Origin of the sequence: Streptomyces sp. NPDC050564 (genome assembly GCF_044457265.1) — a bacterium.
Lineage (GTDB): Bacteria > Actinomycetota > Actinomycetes > Streptomycetales > Streptomycetaceae > Streptomyces.
Genome location: NZ_JBITGS010000087.1, coordinates 1 through 14,769, shown reverse-complemented (window position 1 = coordinate 14,769; position 14,769 = coordinate 1). Strand labels below are relative to the sequence as shown.

Sequence of the window (14,769 nt, the reverse complement as noted above, 5' to 3'; positions counted from 1 at the left end):
ACATCCAGCTCCGCCCCGACCTGATCGACGGCTGCCTTGCAGGCACCGGACTCACGCTCACCCACCAGCCGACAACAATCCGAAGAGCTCAGTAGCGGTAGTTCGTTAATTCCGGCGGTTGGTGTGGGTTGACGACAGGTCGGGTTGGCCGTAGGCCGGTGGAAGGAGGAGTCAACTGCCTTGCTGGGGGCTGAAGATGACCGCTCGCCGTCCGTGTCCGCCCGCGCCGGGGCCGTTGGAGGAGTACGCCGCCCGGTTCGACGACCTCTTCTTCAGCCTGGCCCAGCGGCGGGGTTTTCGCGAGTACCTGACCGGGCTGCTGGCGCCGCGGGAGCGGAACAAGACGATCACCTGCCTGGCAGGGGCGGAGCCGGTGGCCGGTGCGGGGATGCCGGGGGTGCAGCGGCTGCAGTTCTTCCTGTCCGAGTCGCCCTGGGAGGCCGAGCTGGTCAACGACCGGCGGCTTGAGCTGCTGCGCGAGCAGTCGGCGACGGCTCCGCACGACGGTGGGGTCATCGTGATCGACGATTCCGGGGACCGCAAGGACGGCACGGCGACCGCGCATGTGGGCCGGCAGTGGCTGGGCCGGTTGGGCAAGACGGACAACGGCATCGTCACGGTGACCACGGTGTGGACCGACGGCCGTGTGTACTACCCGCTGCACGCGACTCCTTACACCCCCGCCCACCGCTTCGCCCGCGGCCGGTCCGACCCGGCCTTCCGCACGAAACCTCAACTGTCCGCTGCTCTCGCGGCCCGCGGCAAGGAGGCGGGCTTCGGCTGCCGGGCGGTGGTCGCCGACTGCGCCTACTCCGTCAGCGACGACTGGTACCTCGCACTGCGCGAGGCCGGCCTGGCCTACGTGGTCGCGCTCAAGCCGCACCGCGGCACCTGGGCTCCGGTCGACCAACCGCACACCCCCATCGAAGCCGCACACGCCCTGAAATGGCGCGATGCCAAACATCCCGGCGACTGGACGCCCGTGGAGCGTCACTTCCGCGACGGGCACACCGAGACCTGGTGGGCCGCTGACGCCCGCCTGGCCGGCTACGGTCCCGACTCACCCTGCCGGCTGGTCGTGGCCACCACCGACCCGGCCGGCCTGCCGGAGAAGGCCACCTGGTACCTGGCCACCAACCTGCCCCACCCCGACGCACCACATGCCACCACCGGCCCGCACCCGCCGGCCGACCTCGCCGAGATCGTCCGCCTCTACGGCCTGCGGCCGTGGATCGAGCAGAGCTACAAGCAGGTCAAGGACGAACTCGGCTGGGCCGACTTCCAAGTCCGCTCCGACCGCGCCATCCGCCGCCACCAGACCCTGGTCAACTGCGCCTTCTCCTTCTGCTGGGACCAATGGTTCGCCCCACCCGGACCCCTGGATGCCACCGCGCCGGACCCGTGCCCCAACGACGGGCCAGAGAGGGGGACCTACCGAACCCCACCGGCCCCAACAGCCTTGCTGGCCCAGGGCCTTACGCGCCATCCGTTCCTGGCTCACCCCCGCCATCACCCTCAACCGATGGTGGCGAGCCTGGACGGACAAGGACCCACCCTCCGAACTCCAGGCCCTGCTCGACACGGTCACCACCGGACACGGCATTGATCTCTACTGCCGGATTTAACGAACTACCGGTAGGCGAAACGGCCGCCCGGCGGCGGGCCAAAGTGAACAGGCCGGGGACATCCTCGTCCAGCCAGCCGCGCTCCACCAGCCGCTTCAGTTTCGACCGCGTGCCCTCGATCTTCCCGGTCTCGGCCGGCAGTCCGATCCTCGGCACGATCTGCTTGGCGCGGACCGGCCCCGGCGCGTCCGCCACCACCTCCAGAATGTCCCGATACAGCTGCGGCAGGACCTCCGCCCCCATCCCCGGCTGCCAGTTCGGGACGGTCAGCACCCCGATCACCCGCCGCTCGACCCCCGCATACGCAGACGCCACCGGCTCACCCACGGTCGGCATCGATACCCACCGCCGACTTCTCCGGGGTCATCTCCGCGAGCACCTCGGCGACCATCTCCCGCGCGATCCGCAACCGTTCCAGGCTCTCCCGCGCCAGATCCAGTCTCCCGGACAGCTCGGCGAGCTCGGCTTCGAGCTCCTCCACCCGCACCCGGGCAGCCGCCTCGCGCGCTTCCAACTCCTCGAACAGCGAGCCCATCCGCTACCCCTCCTCCACCACCACGGTAGAGACGAGCAGCCCCGAGCACAGCCCCGCTCAGCCTTCCTTCAGCTCGACCTTTCCCTTCAGAGGAACCGCACCCATCTCTCTTCGTGGGTGCGCAACTTCGCCCGACGCTGCGACGGTACGGTATGCGGCAGTCGATCGCGCGTTCTACGATCGCTGACCAACAAGGGGGTTCCATGAAGCACCGCCGCCCGCGCCCACGTCGTAGAGCGATCGCCAGAGCGGTCGGTTCGGCGGGTGCGCTGGCCGTCGCGCTGGGTGTGGGGATGACGCCGGCGATGGCCGCCGGGAATGCGTCCAAAACGCCTACGGCCACCGGGTTCTCGCCCGACGATCCCGACCCGAACACGGACTGGGCGCCCCAGAACGACGAGGCGCCGCTCTCCCAGAAGTCGGCAGGCGCTGAAGCGTTCACGTCCAGCCGCACGGCCGCGTCCGCTCTGCAGCTCAAGATGCCCGCGCCGACCGGGCCGCACAGCGTGGGCATGGTCGGCCTGCACCTCGTCGACTCGTCCCGCACGGATCCGTATGTGGGCGGCAAGCGCGAGGTGATGGTGTCGCTCTGGTATCCGGCCACCGCCACGTCCGGGCACTATCAAGCGCCGTGGCAGCCGTCGATCTCCGGGGCCCACTTCCTCGCCTCGCGCGGACTGTCGCCGCAGCAGGTAACCCTGCCGAAGACCGCGGGCCATGTCCTCGCCCCGGTGAAGACCTCGCTCGGCAAGCTGCCCGTCCTGCTGTACTCGACCGGGCTGCACTCGGACCGCGCCATGGGCACCGCGCTCGCCCAGGATCTCGCCAGCCGGGGCTACCTCGTCGTCACCGTGGACCACACCCACGACGCCAACGAGGTGCAGTTCCCCGGCAACCGGCTCGAGGTCAACAGGATGCCGTCGGGCACGCACTCCTCCGACACACTCAAGGTGCGCGCGGCCGACATCAAGTTCGTCATCAACGCCCTCGGGAAGATCAGCAGTGGCGGCAATCCGGACGCCGGCCACGCGACGCTCCCCGCCGGGCTGGCCCAGTCGGTGGACACGTCCCGTATCGGGATGTTCGGCTGGTCGCTGGGCGGCGCGGCGGTCGACACCGCCATGCAGCTCGACAAGCGCATCGATGCCGGTGCCAACCTGGACGGCCAGTTCTTCGGGACGGCGCCGAGCAAGGACCTGGACCGTCCCTTCATGCTCTTCAGCTCGGGCACCCACAACCGCAACAACGACGGTTCGTGGCGCACGCTGTGGTCGCATCTGAAGGGGTACCGGGTCGACATCAAGCTCCATGGCGCGGCGCACCTGTCGTTCAGCGACCAGGAGTGGATGGTGCCGCAGGAGGCGGGCCTGCTCGGGCTCTCCCAGGCTCAGCTCCAGCAGCAGTACGGCACGATCGACCCGAACCGGGCGGTCCAGGTCCAGCGCGTCTACCTCGCCGCTTTCTTCGACCAGGAGCTGCGTCACAAGCACAGCACCCTGCTCGGCGGGCCCGCCGACAAGTACCCGGAGATCTCTTTCGTCCGTTGACCGGACAAGCTGTCCGGGCATGCGAAGGGCCGGGCCCGTTCGCGGGTCGGCCCTTCGCATGTCGGGGGTGGCGGTCTCGCATGGGTCGCCGCCGCCCAGGGGTTCCGTCAACTCGTACGACACGTTGGGCGAACATGTGATGGTGATGTGACAGTCGGGGGCTAGGATGTTCGCTCCATCGAACATTTGGGCGCTCGGCGCCAGTTGAGGAAGGATCCGCTCCCCTGCCCTCCGCACCCCGAGCGCCGCGCCGACACCGCATCCGCCGCCGCGCCGATATACCGATGCTTGGCGGGGTGCGCCCGCCGATAGCCTCACTTGTCGTACTCCTGCTGGTGGTCGCCGCCCTGACCATGATCGGCATCGACGGCGTCCGCGCCGCCCCCATCCCGCAGGCCGTGCTGAACGGGGAGCAGCAGATCGCCGCGGACACCGCCCAGTCGCTGCGTACCGCGATCGACGCCGAGGCGAGCACGGTACGCCGTGCGGCGGGCGCCTCCGCGGCGACGAGCACATCGACCCCCGCGACCACGCTCAAGGCGCTGACCTCTGCCAGAAAGACGGTTCTCGGCGACGCACTGCTCGACCGGCACACCGGCAAATTAGTGGCGGCCGGCGGCAAGACAGTGCCGCTGGCCGGGGTGAACGCCAGAACGGCATCTGGGCACGGGGCGATTCCGCCCCGGCTGGTGACGTCGGGCGGCACGCCGCAACTGCTGTACTTATCCAGGCTCACGCTGCCCGCGCAGCAGGAGGACCCCGACCAGGACCACTGCGGCATGTACATGGGCCTCGACGACCAGGGCCGACACCGCTTCTACTCCAGCCGCTCCGCCGCCAACGGCCCGACCATGGGCGACATGTCCGGCCACTCCCTGCTGGACGGCGCCGACTTCTACGCCCGCGGCTTCCGCGCGGCCCGCCGACTGTGATCCCCCCGCCCGTACACCGCCGCCTCACCTGACCTGCTGATCCGAGGACCACCGCCATGACCGCAATCCCCGCCGCCCGGCCCACCGGAGCGCACCGAGGCCGCCGGAGGGCAGGCCGCAGCTCCGGCCTGCCGGAAGACGCCCGGCACTGGGAGCGCCCGGCGCTCGCCGCGGTACTGGTCGTCGCCACCGTGCTGTACTCCTGGGGTCTCGGGCACGCCGCGCTCCACCCCTTCTACGGCGCCGCGATACGGTCGATGGCCGGCAGCTGGCGTGCTTTCTTCTTCGGCGGGCTCGACGCGAGCGGGTCGATTAGCATCGACAAACTGCCCGGTGCCTTCTGGCCCGACGCCGTCTCCGTCTGGCTCTTCGGCCCGCACACCTGGGCAGCCGCGCTTCCGCAGGTCGTCGAGGGCGTGCTCACCGTATGGCTGTTGCACCGGATCGTGCGGCCCTGGGCCGGTCCGTTGGCCGCGCTGATCGCCGCGCTGACGCTCACCCTCACCCCGGTGACCGTGGTGCTCAACCGGGCCACCATCCCGGACACCGCGCTCACCCTGCTCCTGGTGGCGGCCGCCGGCGCGCTGCAGAAGGCGGTGCGCACCGAGCGGCTGCTGCCGCTGCTCACCTGCGGGGTCTGGGTCGGGCTCGCCTTCCAGGCGAAGATGCTGCAGGCGTGGCTGGTGTTGCCGGTTTGTGCCGCGGTCTACCAACTCGCCGCACCCGGAACTCGGTTGAAGCGGGCGCTGCGCGTCATGCTGGCCGGAGCGGTCGCGCTGGCGGTCTCCTGCTCCTGGGCGCTGATCGCCTGGGCGACACCGGCCGCGAGCCGCCCGTACCTCGACGGCACGTCCAACAACGATCCGTTCACCCTCGTCTTCGGCTACAACGGCCTGAGCCGCTTCAGCAGCGACTCCACCGCGTTCGGCTCCGTCGCGGGCACCGCCGCCAGCCGCACCACGGGCAACACGGGCTGGGACATGCTGATCAACCACACGGTCGGCCCGCAGGTCGCCTGGTTCCTGCCGCTCGCCGTGCTCGCCACGGTCCTGGGCGTCGTCTGGCGCGCCGGGCAACCGCGAACCGACCTGCTGCGCGCGGGATTTGTGATGTGGGGTGGCTGGCTGGCCGTGCACACCCTGGTGTTCAGCGCCTCCAACGGCAACCACGCCTACTACACGGCCGTCATCGCCCCGGCGCTCGCCGCGCTGGCCGGCGGCGGGCTCGCGCTCTTCCGATCGGAGTACGAGGCGAGGTACGAACCGGTGCTGGCGGCGGAGCACGAAGCGGGCGGCCGGCGGCACCTGGCCCTGCCGGCGGCGATCGTGCTGACGGTGGTGTGGGCGCTGGTGCTCGACTGGCCGACCCGATTCGTCTCCTGGCTACTGCCGGTCGCCGTGATGCTCGCGCTGTGCGGCGTGGTGGGCCTGTGGAGCCGCGGACCGCGCACCTCCCCGCGGATGATCCACGCCGCCCTCGCCGCCGGGATCGCGGCGACCCTGGTCGTACCGGCCGGTTGGGCCCTCTCCGGCCTCAACCCGCTCTATGCGGGCGCCGTCACCTCGCCGATGGCCGGCCCGGTCGGCAAGTCGTACTACAAGCATCCCCGCCACGCTCCACGAAGGAGAGGGCTCGACCGGCCCAACGCCCGCGATACCGCCCTGCTCGACTACCTCACCACGCACCGCCACGGCGAGAAGTACCTACTCGCCACCCAGGCCGCCTACACCGCCGAGCCCTTGCTGCGCGCGAAGTCCGAACCCATCCTCGTCATGGGCGGCTTCACCGGGAGCACCCCCTTCCCCACCGACCAGCAAGTCGGCAACCTCGTCGCCACCCACCAGCTGCGCTATGCGCTCCTCACCACCCAGCGCCCCACCACTTCCGCCACCACGTGGGTGAAGTCCCACTGCACCCGCATCCGGCCCACCGCCTACGCCCGCCGCACCGACGGCAGCTTCTTCCTCTACGACTGCACCCCCCAGCAGTGAGGCGACGCACCCGAAGCCAGGAATCGTGGTCAACGGCCGAGTGCCGACGGCCCAACACAGCTACCGCGCCGCCCGCAAGGAACCCCTGTGCAGGCCCACGCCAAAGCGCGCCCGTAACTGGCTGTTCTCTATCCGCTCGCTTTACAGACCCGCAGGGTTCGAACAGCGGCCTGGTTCAGGCGAGTTGGCCGGTGCGAGGGCATGGAAGAAGGGCTTTCCTAGTGCGTCGAGATGTGCAGCGAGATGCTCGCGGGTGCAGCTCTTCCGTAGGGAGCTTTGACCTGCGTGGTTGCTGACCGAGGGTTGGTTGCTCGATCGTCGTGGTGTCGGGTGACCGGATTCCGGGGGTGGCGGCGATGGTGTCGTGGCTGGAGGAGATCGAGCGGCGAGAGGCTGCCACGCGGGAGGAGATCGGTGAACTGCGCGCTCGGCTTGAGGAGTTGACCGAACGCCTTGCCGAGCAGGAGACGGTGCTATCCCGTCTGGAGATCACCCGGGAGACGATGACGGAGATCCTGTCGGGCGGCGAGGCGGTCACGGAGCCACGGGCCGGGGTCGAGTCGGGGGAAGCCGGAGTGGTGGAAGCGTCGGGGCAGCCGGCGATGGAAGAGGAGAGCCGGTTCTTCGTGCTGATGGCCTGCTCCACCTGGACCGATCGGCCCGACCTGCGCGCCGAGTGCCTCCAGGGCTACGGCCGCAACCTCACCGTCGAGGAGCAGCACGCCTTGAAGTGCCTCGCGGCGATCGACGCGGTGAGCTGCCTGGTCTGGGGACCGAAGCTCGACGACCCCCACCTCACCGCACGCGGACGGCGCACCCTGGACCGGCTGATGGCGGGGGTGTTCGCATGACCGCACCGCACAACCAGATCGACTCCCCGGCCGCCGGCGCAGCAGACGTCAGCGGCGAGGCGGCGTCCCTCCCGGCCGCGCGGACGGGCCCTCCGCAGCCCTCGGCACCGCCGGAGCTCGACTACAACGGGCGCAAATACCGGCGCGCGATGGACGACGCCACCTTGTGGGACATGGCCCGCCGCATCCCCGCGGCCCTGATCCATACGGCGCGCCTGGCCTGGAACGTCGACCGGCGCATGGCCCTGACGATCGTCGTATGCCAGCTGCTGTCCGGCATCGGCGCGGCTGTGATGCTCACCGCCGTCGCGAAGGCCCTGCCGCAGCTGATGGTCGACGAACTCGTCGCGACCGAGGGGAGTTTGCTCGGCGAGCTGTACGCCCTCGCCCAGGACCGCTGACCCGCGGCCCCCAGCAGAGGTCCACGCGGGGCCGTGCAGCCGGCGCGGCCCCGCCACTCCCCCGACGCCAAGGAGCGCCATGCACAGCACCGAGCCCGAAGCCGTCAACGCCCGCGCCTGGACCACGTACGGCACCCACCATCTGCAACGAGGCACCGACATCCCGGAAATCGACCGCATCTCCTGGGGATTCTGGCCGACCGGCCCCGGCGCCGAAGTCCTTGGCGACCTGACCGGCCTGCGCGTCCTGGACCTGTGCTCCGGCCTGGGCAAACACGCCGCCCACCTGGTGCGCGAGCACGGAGCCACGGTCGACGCCGTCGAAGCATCCGCCAGCCAGCACGCACGCGCCCTCGCCCGCTACGGCGACCTCCCGGGTCTCACCCTCATCCACGCCGACGCCGTCGACCACCTGCACCAGGCCGAGCCCTACGACGTGATCTACTCCATCCACGGCTTCGGCTACATCGACCCCCATCGCCTGCTGCCCGCCCTCCGGCTGGCCCTGAAGCCCGGCGGGCGCCTCGCCTTCTCCGTCTTGCACACCAACTCCCACGGGCACGGGCCCTCTTCGAGCGTCACGCCGCGCGCGGAGATCCTGCCGCTCGCCGGCGGCCAGGACCAGACTGTCGAGATGTGGGTGCTCACCCCGAAGCTGTGGGAGGACCTCTGCGTCGACAACGGCCTCCTCATCGACGGGATCGACGTACTCGACGCGCACGAGGACGACAATCCGGTCTCCGTCCGCTTCTACCGCGCGCACAGCCACGCCTCCGCCAGCAGCCGGCCGCGCACGACCCGCCCGCCGGAGCCCAACGCCGCGCTCGGGGTCGGCGCGATCCTGCACGGACCCCGCGGACTCCTGCTGGGAGTCCACCGCCGCGGGACCACCGAGCTCCCGGGCGGGACCGTGGAGCCCGGCGAATCCCTGGAACACGCGGTCATCCGCGAGCTCTACGAAGAGACCGGCTGCCGTGCCCGCGAGGAGGACGTCGTCCTGCTCGGCGTGCTCGTGGACCAGGTAGGCCCCGTCGTACGCACGACGGTGCCCGCGGTCGTGACCCAGTGGAACGGTGATCCGGCAACGCAGCCGAACGAGAGCGTGGGCGACTGGCGCTGGCACCCTCTCGACCGGCTCCCGAACGGTCTCTTCATCCCGAGCGCCCAGTGCCTTACCGCCTGGCGGCCGGAACTCGCGATCAACCACCCGGTGGCCACCTTCTACCCGTTCGCCAGCCCTGCCAGATCAGCGTCTGACTGCTGTACCGAGTCGCTCGGCCAGAACGGTTGAGACACCTGGGTGGCCGAAAAAATCTCAGTTGATCTGGAACCTGGCGTCTGAATACTGGCTGTCGTCTCAGTTGATCTGGACTGCTTCCGTCGTTTCGAACTGGATTAGTGGAAGGGCCTGCGAGATTGACCATGCACGATGACCAAGTGGACGTGACCACCGACATCGTTGCGACCTTGATCCAAGAACAGTTCCCTCAGTGGAGCGGCAAGGCGATCCAACTCCTGTCGTCGACCGGGACGGTCCACGCCATCTTCCGCATCGGGGACGACCTCTCCGCGCGTTTCCCGCTGCGTCTGACCGATGCCGCGGAGGCGCTGGCGGTTCTGGAATGGGAAGCCCAGGCGAGCGCGGAGCTGGCACAGGTGTCTCGGTTCCCCGTTCCGGAACCCGTCGCCCTGGGAAAGCCTGGAGCGGGATACCCCATGCCGTGGTCGATCCAGACATGGCTGCCGGGAACGGTCGCCTTCGATGCCGACCCGAGTGGGTCGGACGCTTTCGCCGAGGACCTTGCGGCCTTCATCGCAGCCCTGCGGGACGCCGAGACGCGGGGGCGGCGTTTCAGCGGCGAGAACCGTGGCGGCGTTCTCGCTCACCACGACGACTGGATGGCGCAGTGCTTCGAGGAGAGCGAGGGGCTGCTCGACGTGCCCCGGCTGCGCCAAGTGTGGAGCCACCTCCGGGAGTTGCCACGCACGGCTGCCGACGTGATGAGCCATGGTGACCTGATTCCCGGCAACGTACTGGTCGCGGGAGACCGGCTCAGCGGCGTACTCGACACCGGCGGCTTCGGCCCGGCCGACCCCGCGCTGGATCTGGTCAGTGCCTGGCACCTGTTGCAGCCAGGCCCGCGGGAAGTGCTCCGGCAGACACTGGCCTGTGACGATCTGGAGTGGGAGCGCGGCAAGGCATGGGCGTTCGAACAGGCCATGGGTGTTGTCTGGTACTACGTCGAGAGCAATCCGACGATGAGCAGAATGGGGCGCCGGACACTCGACCGCATTTTGGAGTCCGACTAGGTTCGCTAGCAAGGAATCCGAAACGACTGGGTTCGCTGTCAAACGCCTCGATTGGATGACAGCGGACAGGACGCGAGCTGGCCGACCGGCCCGCAGACTCCGCGACCGGCATTCCGTCACCTGGCGAGCCGCATTTCGTCGGTAACCCAGGGGACGGACCGGTGACGTCATCCATGCCTATAGCAAGGGCTGGCAGGACGGCTCCACCTACGACCCGCCCCTGGTGCCCGACATGCCACCGGCAGGCCTGCTCCGACTGCCCGGACCGCAGCACCACGAAGAGGCCCACCGTGCCGTCGAGAAGGGCATGGCGCTTCCCGTGAGGCGGGCGGAATTGTCCGATGTCGTTGCGCCCGGTGGGAGCAGCGGAGGTTTCTTCTGGGTGGAGGGAGACATCGCAATGCGCGGTTCGCAGTCTTGGTGCAGACGTGTCGCGTGATCAGTGCGCGACGTGCGATGTCCCAAGGAGTGCCGACCTGATGAGCCAGCCCGATGCCGCCCCCGTCTCCCAGCCGCCGGACTACGCGGTACTGGGACTCTCTGCCGCTGGCGAGGTCGAGGCACACTGGGTGACCTCGGAGGTCACGCACGTCCTCGCCCACCTGCTGGGCTGTGAGCGCGCCGGCCTCCACGGACTGGTGCTGGAACTGGGTGAGGACGGTTCCACGCTTCTTGAGACACGTGAGGTCACGACGCGGGCGCTGGCGACGTCGCCGGGCCGTGAGGGTCGTCAGGCGACAGGGGTGCGGGATCCTCTCACTGTGGCGGGGAGTTGGTTGGCAGGCGTCTTGAGCGCCGCGGTCGGGTCGGCTCCGGGGACAGGCGTCTCCTCGTGGGACGCGGCTGCGGCGAAGTGGGCCGCCTACTTCCGTCATCTACCTCCCTCCGAGGTCATCACCCGCGCTGGCCTGGTTGACCAGGCGGGCTGGGAGCGGTTCCGCGCCACGGCGGCCGAACTCTCAGAGTTGCTGCGGCACATGAACAGCGTCGACTCGGACTCCAGCATGCCCGCCGCGGTACGCCCATTTTCCTACTACTTGATGGGGTTTCGGCGTCTTCATGCGGCAAGCAACGCAGTTCCCGAGCTGCGGCAGGCGGCGGAGTCCTTTCTGCTGGAGACGATTCGCAGTAGCCGGGAAGCGGCGGAGGTCGCCGGCTTCGTCGGGGCCTCAAGTGAGGACATGCATGCATGGGCGCAGGACCGGTTCGACGGCGACCCGGAGGCAGCGGCTGCGGCTCAGACACGTGCTGTCCAGTGGCGGGCCAGGAGACAGCTGAACTCGGCCGACCAGCACACGGCGTCGATGTGGCAGGAACAGCACCCGAGCGCTCGAGGGGATCGGCGCCTGTGGGACACGCGGTCTGCGCAGCACGGCCTCAGGGCAGGCCCCGCAACCAGGCCGCGTGGCGAGCGGAGCGGGCGAGCGCGGGTCTACAGATCCAGGCTCGGTACGCCTTTTGGGCCTACCTCGCTGACCACGAGGCAGAGCAGACAGCGCCCGATCCGGTGCGTCGCGGCCCTCGCCGCGACCGGTGGCTCCAGCACCACGCGGAGGCAGAGCGACTGGCCCTCGCGGCCTACGTGTCCGTGGATCATGCAGCCGCCGATCTCGATCAGGCCCTGATCAGGGTGGGTACGGCTCTGGAGACAGGCAAGTACGGGTTCGCCGAGTTCGCCAGCGAGTGGACCGCCCTGCAACAGGCTTCGGGAGCCCTGCATGCCCTGCATCCGGAAGCGTTCTCTGGGGCTGCCGGGCCCGCTTCTGACTGGGGGCGGTGGCAGAGGTCCGTTCCGGCGCTGTATCGGCTCGTCGTTCTCGACGGCGAGCCGGAGGACGGGGTGACCAGTGAGCCTCTCGCCGCTGCCCTCTGGTGGCTGCGCAGGGATCGGCCGGGGAGTCGAGTCTCGCTGTCCTGCTCGGACACCCTCGGCCGGTGGCAGGCTCTTACAGTGCACCGCCTGCTGGAGCGGGTTCGGTACGCCGAGTTGAGCACACAGCAGCGTGCTGAACTGGATACCGCGCTCGCTGTCTGGCTCCTGGAGGATGGTGAGCAGTCCGAGGGCGGTGCCGACTGGCATCGCATGGGCCGACGGTGGTCCGAGGTGCTCATGGGGCGGGCCAGGCCCGCCGGGCGGATCTGGTTGGCGCGTTGGATGGACAGGGACCAGGTGACAGCCACGGTGGCGGTCTGGTCATCGGGTAATGCGCCGGACTCCGGCAGCAGGTCGGCCAGCTTAGCGTTCTTACCGGCACCCGCCGTTGCGCAGGCCAGGGAGGCACCCGGTGCGCGGTGGCTATCCGAGCCAGACGATGTCGATGACGTACAGGCGTCCGGCCGGGCGGTTGATCCAGTAGACGGCGGTGAGATGTCCGACCGCGGCCGCCCGGACGTCCTCGCCTTCGGGGTCGCGGCTGTCGAAGGGCGGGAAGGACCACGGGTCGCGGCCGGCGATGTCCATCACGTCGCGCAGCATGGCGCGGGCGTGCTCAGGCAGGTGGTCCAGGACGGCCAGCGCCTTCGGTGACAGGCGGGCGGGCCACGGCGTATCGCTCACCGCCGGTCGCCGAGCGCGTCGGCCAGGGCGACGCCGTCGGAGTCGTCCCTGCCGGAGGCCAGGAAATCGGTCACCGCGGTGACCGTCTCGAGGCGGGCCTGCCAGGTTCGTACGACGTCGTGCAGCGGGCTGAGGCTGTAGGAGTGCCGGGAGTCCTCCAGCGCCCGCGACCAGTCCTGCTCGAACGCCGGCACCCACGTAGCCGCGCGCGTGCTGAGCCGGAGTTGGGCGAGCAGCTGCGCGGCCGCGGTCGGCGCGATCGGCGCCGACGGGACGGGAGCGTGATCGGGCTGGGCGCTCATCGGCTCCTCCAAACGGGTCTCACTGCCACGGTACGCGCCAACGCCCACCGCCATCCAGACGATCCGTCAAAAGCCGCTGGTCACGACCAGAGTCGGGTTTGCGCGTGCTTCCTCCCGTGCCGCCGTGTCACGCGACCGTTCGCACGGTAGTGCCGACGACCTCCGCCAACTCGCCGGCGGACTCGGGGGTCAGACGGTAGAACGCCTGAAGACTGGCCGAGCGTTCGAGCCGGCCGTCCACCACATGTTTCAGACCGCGGGTCTGGCCTCGGCGGTTGCGCCAGGTAAGTCCCGCCAGGAGATTGCCGGGGATCGGTGTATCGAAGCGTACGGGCGTCGCGTCCACGTGCACGGGCACAGCGCCGCAGCCGCCAGCGCCGAGCATCGACCAGTCGCCGTGCCCGGGAAACGCCGGGTCCTGCCACGTCGCGGGGGCGGTGCCACAGCAGTCGCGCCGCTCCATGTCGATCACTCGCATCCGGCTCACCACGAACACGACGCACCGGTTGACATGCAGCGCGTACACCTCGTCCCCACCACGGGCACCCGACCAGGCGGGCAGGGAGGAATGGACGCCGCTGAAGGCGACCGGCGGCCGCTCGCCCACACGACCCGCCCTGCGCAGAGCACGGCACGTGTCATGGGTCCACAAGACGGTGAAGGCATCAGACATGCCGTGATCCTATGAACGAGGACTGACAGCTCGTCGCGCTGGGCTTGCCCGGCATCCAGCGCACAGAGTTGGGCTACTCGCCGTGCTCCTGCTCGGCTCGGGCCTCCGCCGCACAGCGTGCACAGTCGGGGCAGCGCTTGGGCCAGCCCTCGGGCGGCACGATGGCAGCGTGCGCGCCCGGGTGGCCGCACGTTCCGCACTCCACCATGGCAATCACCTCCCTTCACTAATTGATCCTGTTCTCACTCGAAGTTGGACAGGACCGATACGGCGGGAAACTTGTGGGGCCGCTGCTGAGTCGTCATGCACGTGAACAGCGAACTGCTCAACACAGCGGCCGGTGCCGTCGGTGCCGTCGTGCTGGTGTTCATCGGTGGGTGGGAGAACGACCGGCGTACGCGGAAGAGGGAGGCACGGAAGGATGCCGCGGCTGACCGCGCAGCGCTCGAGGCTCAGGCCAACGAGCTGGTGACGGCCGTACTCGCGCTCAAGGTCGCGGGAAACACGCACGATCACCTCTGGGGTGGCCGGGGAGCGAAGGCCCGGGTCGTGCTGCGTGCCCTGACGAGGGCGGAGCAGCTGCTCTCGTGTCCAGCAGGCGAGGGACGGCCGCGGTGCCGGCACTTCTCGAAGAGGCGGGCCGCGTGGTGGAGCGCTGGGACAACGACAGCGCGGTGTCCGCGGCGGGACTGGCCGCACCCCTGAGCCGACTCGGGGCAGCCGTCGCGCCGCTCCTGAGGCGTGAGGAGCCGGGGCTCGCGGCCTCAGCCGACGAGGTGTTCATGGCGGCCGCGGAGAGCTACGGAGATGACGACCGTATGGGACGGGCTCTGGAGGCCTTCCACGCGGCGCTGCGCCCTGCTCTGGCACCTCCCGACGCTGAGGGGCGTCGTCGGGCCCTGTGGCGCCGTGGGCCGGCCGAGTAGCGGCTCCTCCGGCCCGTGTTGGTAGTTACTGAGCTCTTCGGATTGTTGTCGGCTGGTGGGTGAGCGTGAGTCCGGTGCCTGCAAGGCAGCCGTCGATCAGGTCGGGGCGGAGCTGGATG

At 69.7% G+C, this 14,769-nt stretch carries 14 protein-coding genes; 9 read left to right on the top strand and 5 right to left on the bottom strand.

Going from position 1 to position 14,769, the window contains the following annotated elements; translation table 11 throughout:
• The first annotated feature begins 196 nt into the window (after positions 1–196).
• On the top strand, positions 197–1,606 hold the full coding sequence (locus tag ACIBK0_RS50835; RefSeq protein WP_399097054.1) for an IS701 family transposase: 1,410 nt from the start codon (positions 197–199) through the stop codon (positions 1,604–1,606).
• Between the two features lie 338 nt (positions 1,607–1,944).
• Here ACIBK0_RS50835 and ACIBK0_RS50830 read toward each other — a convergent pair whose 3' ends face one another.
• On the bottom strand, positions 1,945–2,160 hold the full coding sequence (locus ACIBK0_RS50830; RefSeq protein WP_399097051.1) for a hypothetical protein: 216 nt from the start codon (positions 2,158–2,160) through the stop codon (positions 1,945–1,947).
• Positions 2,161–2,363: 203 nt separating this feature from the next.
• Between ACIBK0_RS50830 and ACIBK0_RS50825 the strand changes: the two genes are divergently transcribed.
• The 7 genes from ACIBK0_RS50825 to ACIBK0_RS50795 all read left to right on the top strand — a co-directional run bounded on the left by ACIBK0_RS50825 (position 2,364) and on the right by ACIBK0_RS50795 (position 10,192).
• The gene (locus ACIBK0_RS50825) at positions 2,364–3,707 is read left to right on the top strand and encodes an alpha/beta hydrolase family protein (protein ID WP_399097049.1); all 1,344 of its coding nucleotides are present in this window, start codon (positions 2,364–2,366) and stop codon (positions 3,705–3,707) included.
• Positions 3,708–4,003: 296 nt separating this feature from the next.
• Positions 4,004–4,639, top strand: coding sequence for a hypothetical protein (locus ACIBK0_RS50820; protein WP_399097046.1), 636 nt, complete (start codon positions 4,004–4,006; stop codon positions 4,637–4,639).
• Positions 4,640–4,695: 56 nt separating this feature from the next.
• Positions 4,696–6,630, top strand: coding sequence for an ArnT family glycosyltransferase (locus ACIBK0_RS50815; RefSeq protein ID WP_399097043.1), 1,935 nt, complete (start codon positions 4,696–4,698; stop codon positions 6,628–6,630).
• Positions 6,631–6,986: 356 nt separating this feature from the next.
• Positions 6,987–7,481 (top strand): hypothetical protein, encoded by a 495-nt coding sequence (locus ACIBK0_RS50810; protein WP_399097040.1) that lies wholly within the window; start codon positions 6,987–6,989, stop codon positions 7,479–7,481.
• Positions 7,478–7,882 (top strand): hypothetical protein, encoded by a 405-nt coding sequence (locus tag ACIBK0_RS50805; RefSeq protein WP_399097037.1) that lies wholly within the window; start codon positions 7,478–7,480, stop codon positions 7,880–7,882. The genes ACIBK0_RS50810 and ACIBK0_RS50805 overlap by 4 nt, the downstream gene beginning before the upstream one ends.
• A gap of 79 nt (positions 7,883–7,961) precedes the next feature.
• The gene (locus tag ACIBK0_RS50800) at positions 7,962–9,173 is read left to right on the top strand and encodes a bifunctional class I SAM-dependent methyltransferase/NUDIX hydrolase (RefSeq protein ID WP_399097034.1); all 1,212 of its coding nucleotides are present in this window, start codon (positions 7,962–7,964) and stop codon (positions 9,171–9,173) included.
• A 131-nt stretch (positions 9,174–9,304) separates the two neighbouring features.
• Positions 9,305–10,192 carry an aminoglycoside phosphotransferase family protein gene (locus ACIBK0_RS50795; RefSeq protein ID WP_399097031.1) on the top strand — a complete coding sequence of 296 codons (888 nt, stop codon included), beginning with the start codon at positions 9,305–9,307 and terminating at the stop codon, positions 10,190–10,192.
• A gap of 1,432 nt (positions 10,193–11,624) precedes the next feature.
• Here ACIBK0_RS50795 and ACIBK0_RS50790 read toward each other — a convergent pair.
• The 4 genes from ACIBK0_RS50790 to ACIBK0_RS50775 all read right to left on the bottom strand — a co-directional run bounded on the left by ACIBK0_RS50790 (position 11,625) and on the right by ACIBK0_RS50775 (position 13,724).
• Positions 11,625–11,912, bottom strand: a complete 288-nt coding sequence (locus ACIBK0_RS50790) for a hypothetical protein (protein ID WP_399097028.1) — start codon at positions 11,910–11,912, stop codon at positions 11,625–11,627.
• Positions 11,913–12,488: 576 nt separating this feature from the next.
• The gene (locus tag ACIBK0_RS50785) at positions 12,489–12,749 is read right to left on the bottom strand and encodes a hypothetical protein (RefSeq protein ID WP_399097025.1); all 261 of its coding nucleotides are present in this window, start codon (positions 12,747–12,749) and stop codon (positions 12,489–12,491) included.
• Entirely contained in the window at positions 12,746–13,051 is a 306-nt protein-coding gene (locus ACIBK0_RS50780) for a DUF6247 family protein (protein ID WP_399097022.1), read from the bottom strand. The genes ACIBK0_RS50785 and ACIBK0_RS50780 overlap by 4 nt, the downstream gene beginning before the upstream one ends.
• 127 nt (positions 13,052–13,178) lie before the next feature.
• Complete coding sequence (locus ACIBK0_RS50775; RefSeq protein ID WP_399097019.1) at positions 13,179–13,724, bottom strand: hypothetical protein; 546 nt, start codon at positions 13,722–13,724, stop codon at positions 13,179–13,181.
• Between the two features lie 587 nt (positions 13,725–14,311).
• Here ACIBK0_RS50775 and ACIBK0_RS50770 point away from each other — a divergent pair.
• A complete protein-coding gene (locus ACIBK0_RS50770) occupies positions 14,312–14,650 on the top strand; it encodes a hypothetical protein (RefSeq protein ID WP_399097017.1) in 339 nt (112 codons plus the stop codon).
• Positions 14,651–14,769: the final 119 nt, after the last annotated feature.

Bases quoted from the DNA above. Each gene is read 5' to 3' on its own strand.
- ACIBK0_RS50835 (WP_399097054.1), top strand. From the start codon at position 197: ATGACCGCTCGCCGTCCGTGTCCGCCCGCGCCGGGGCCGTTGGAGGAG.
- ACIBK0_RS50830 (WP_399097051.1), bottom strand. From the start codon at position 2,160: ATGGGCTCGCTGTTCGAGGAGTTGGAAGCGCGCGAGGCGGCTGCCCGG.
- ACIBK0_RS50825 (WP_399097049.1), top strand. From the start codon at position 2,364: ATGAAGCACCGCCGCCCGCGCCCACGTCGTAGAGCGATCGCCAGAGCG.
- ACIBK0_RS50815 (WP_399097043.1), top strand. From the start codon at position 4,696: ATGACCGCAATCCCCGCCGCCCGGCCCACCGGAGCGCACCGAGGCCGC.
- ACIBK0_RS50810 (WP_399097040.1), top strand. From the start codon at position 6,987: ATGGTGTCGTGGCTGGAGGAGATCGAGCGGCGAGAGGCTGCCACGCGG.
- ACIBK0_RS50805 (WP_399097037.1), top strand. From the start codon at position 7,478: ATGACCGCACCGCACAACCAGATCGACTCCCCGGCCGCCGGCGCAGCA.
- ACIBK0_RS50800 (WP_399097034.1), top strand. From the start codon at position 7,962: ATGCACAGCACCGAGCCCGAAGCCGTCAACGCCCGCGCCTGGACCACG.
- ACIBK0_RS50795 (WP_399097031.1), top strand. From the start codon at position 9,305: ATGCACGATGACCAAGTGGACGTGACCACCGACATCGTTGCGACCTTG.
- ACIBK0_RS50790 (WP_399097028.1), bottom strand. From the start codon at position 11,912: ATGCAGGGCTCCCGAAGCCTGTTGCAGGGCGGTCCACTCGCTGGCGAA.
- ACIBK0_RS50780 (WP_399097022.1), bottom strand. From the start codon at position 13,051: ATGAGCGCCCAGCCCGATCACGCTCCCGTCCCGTCGGCGCCGATCGCG.
- ACIBK0_RS50775 (WP_399097019.1), bottom strand. From the start codon at position 13,724: ATGTCTGATGCCTTCACCGTCTTGTGGACCCATGACACGTGCCGTGCT.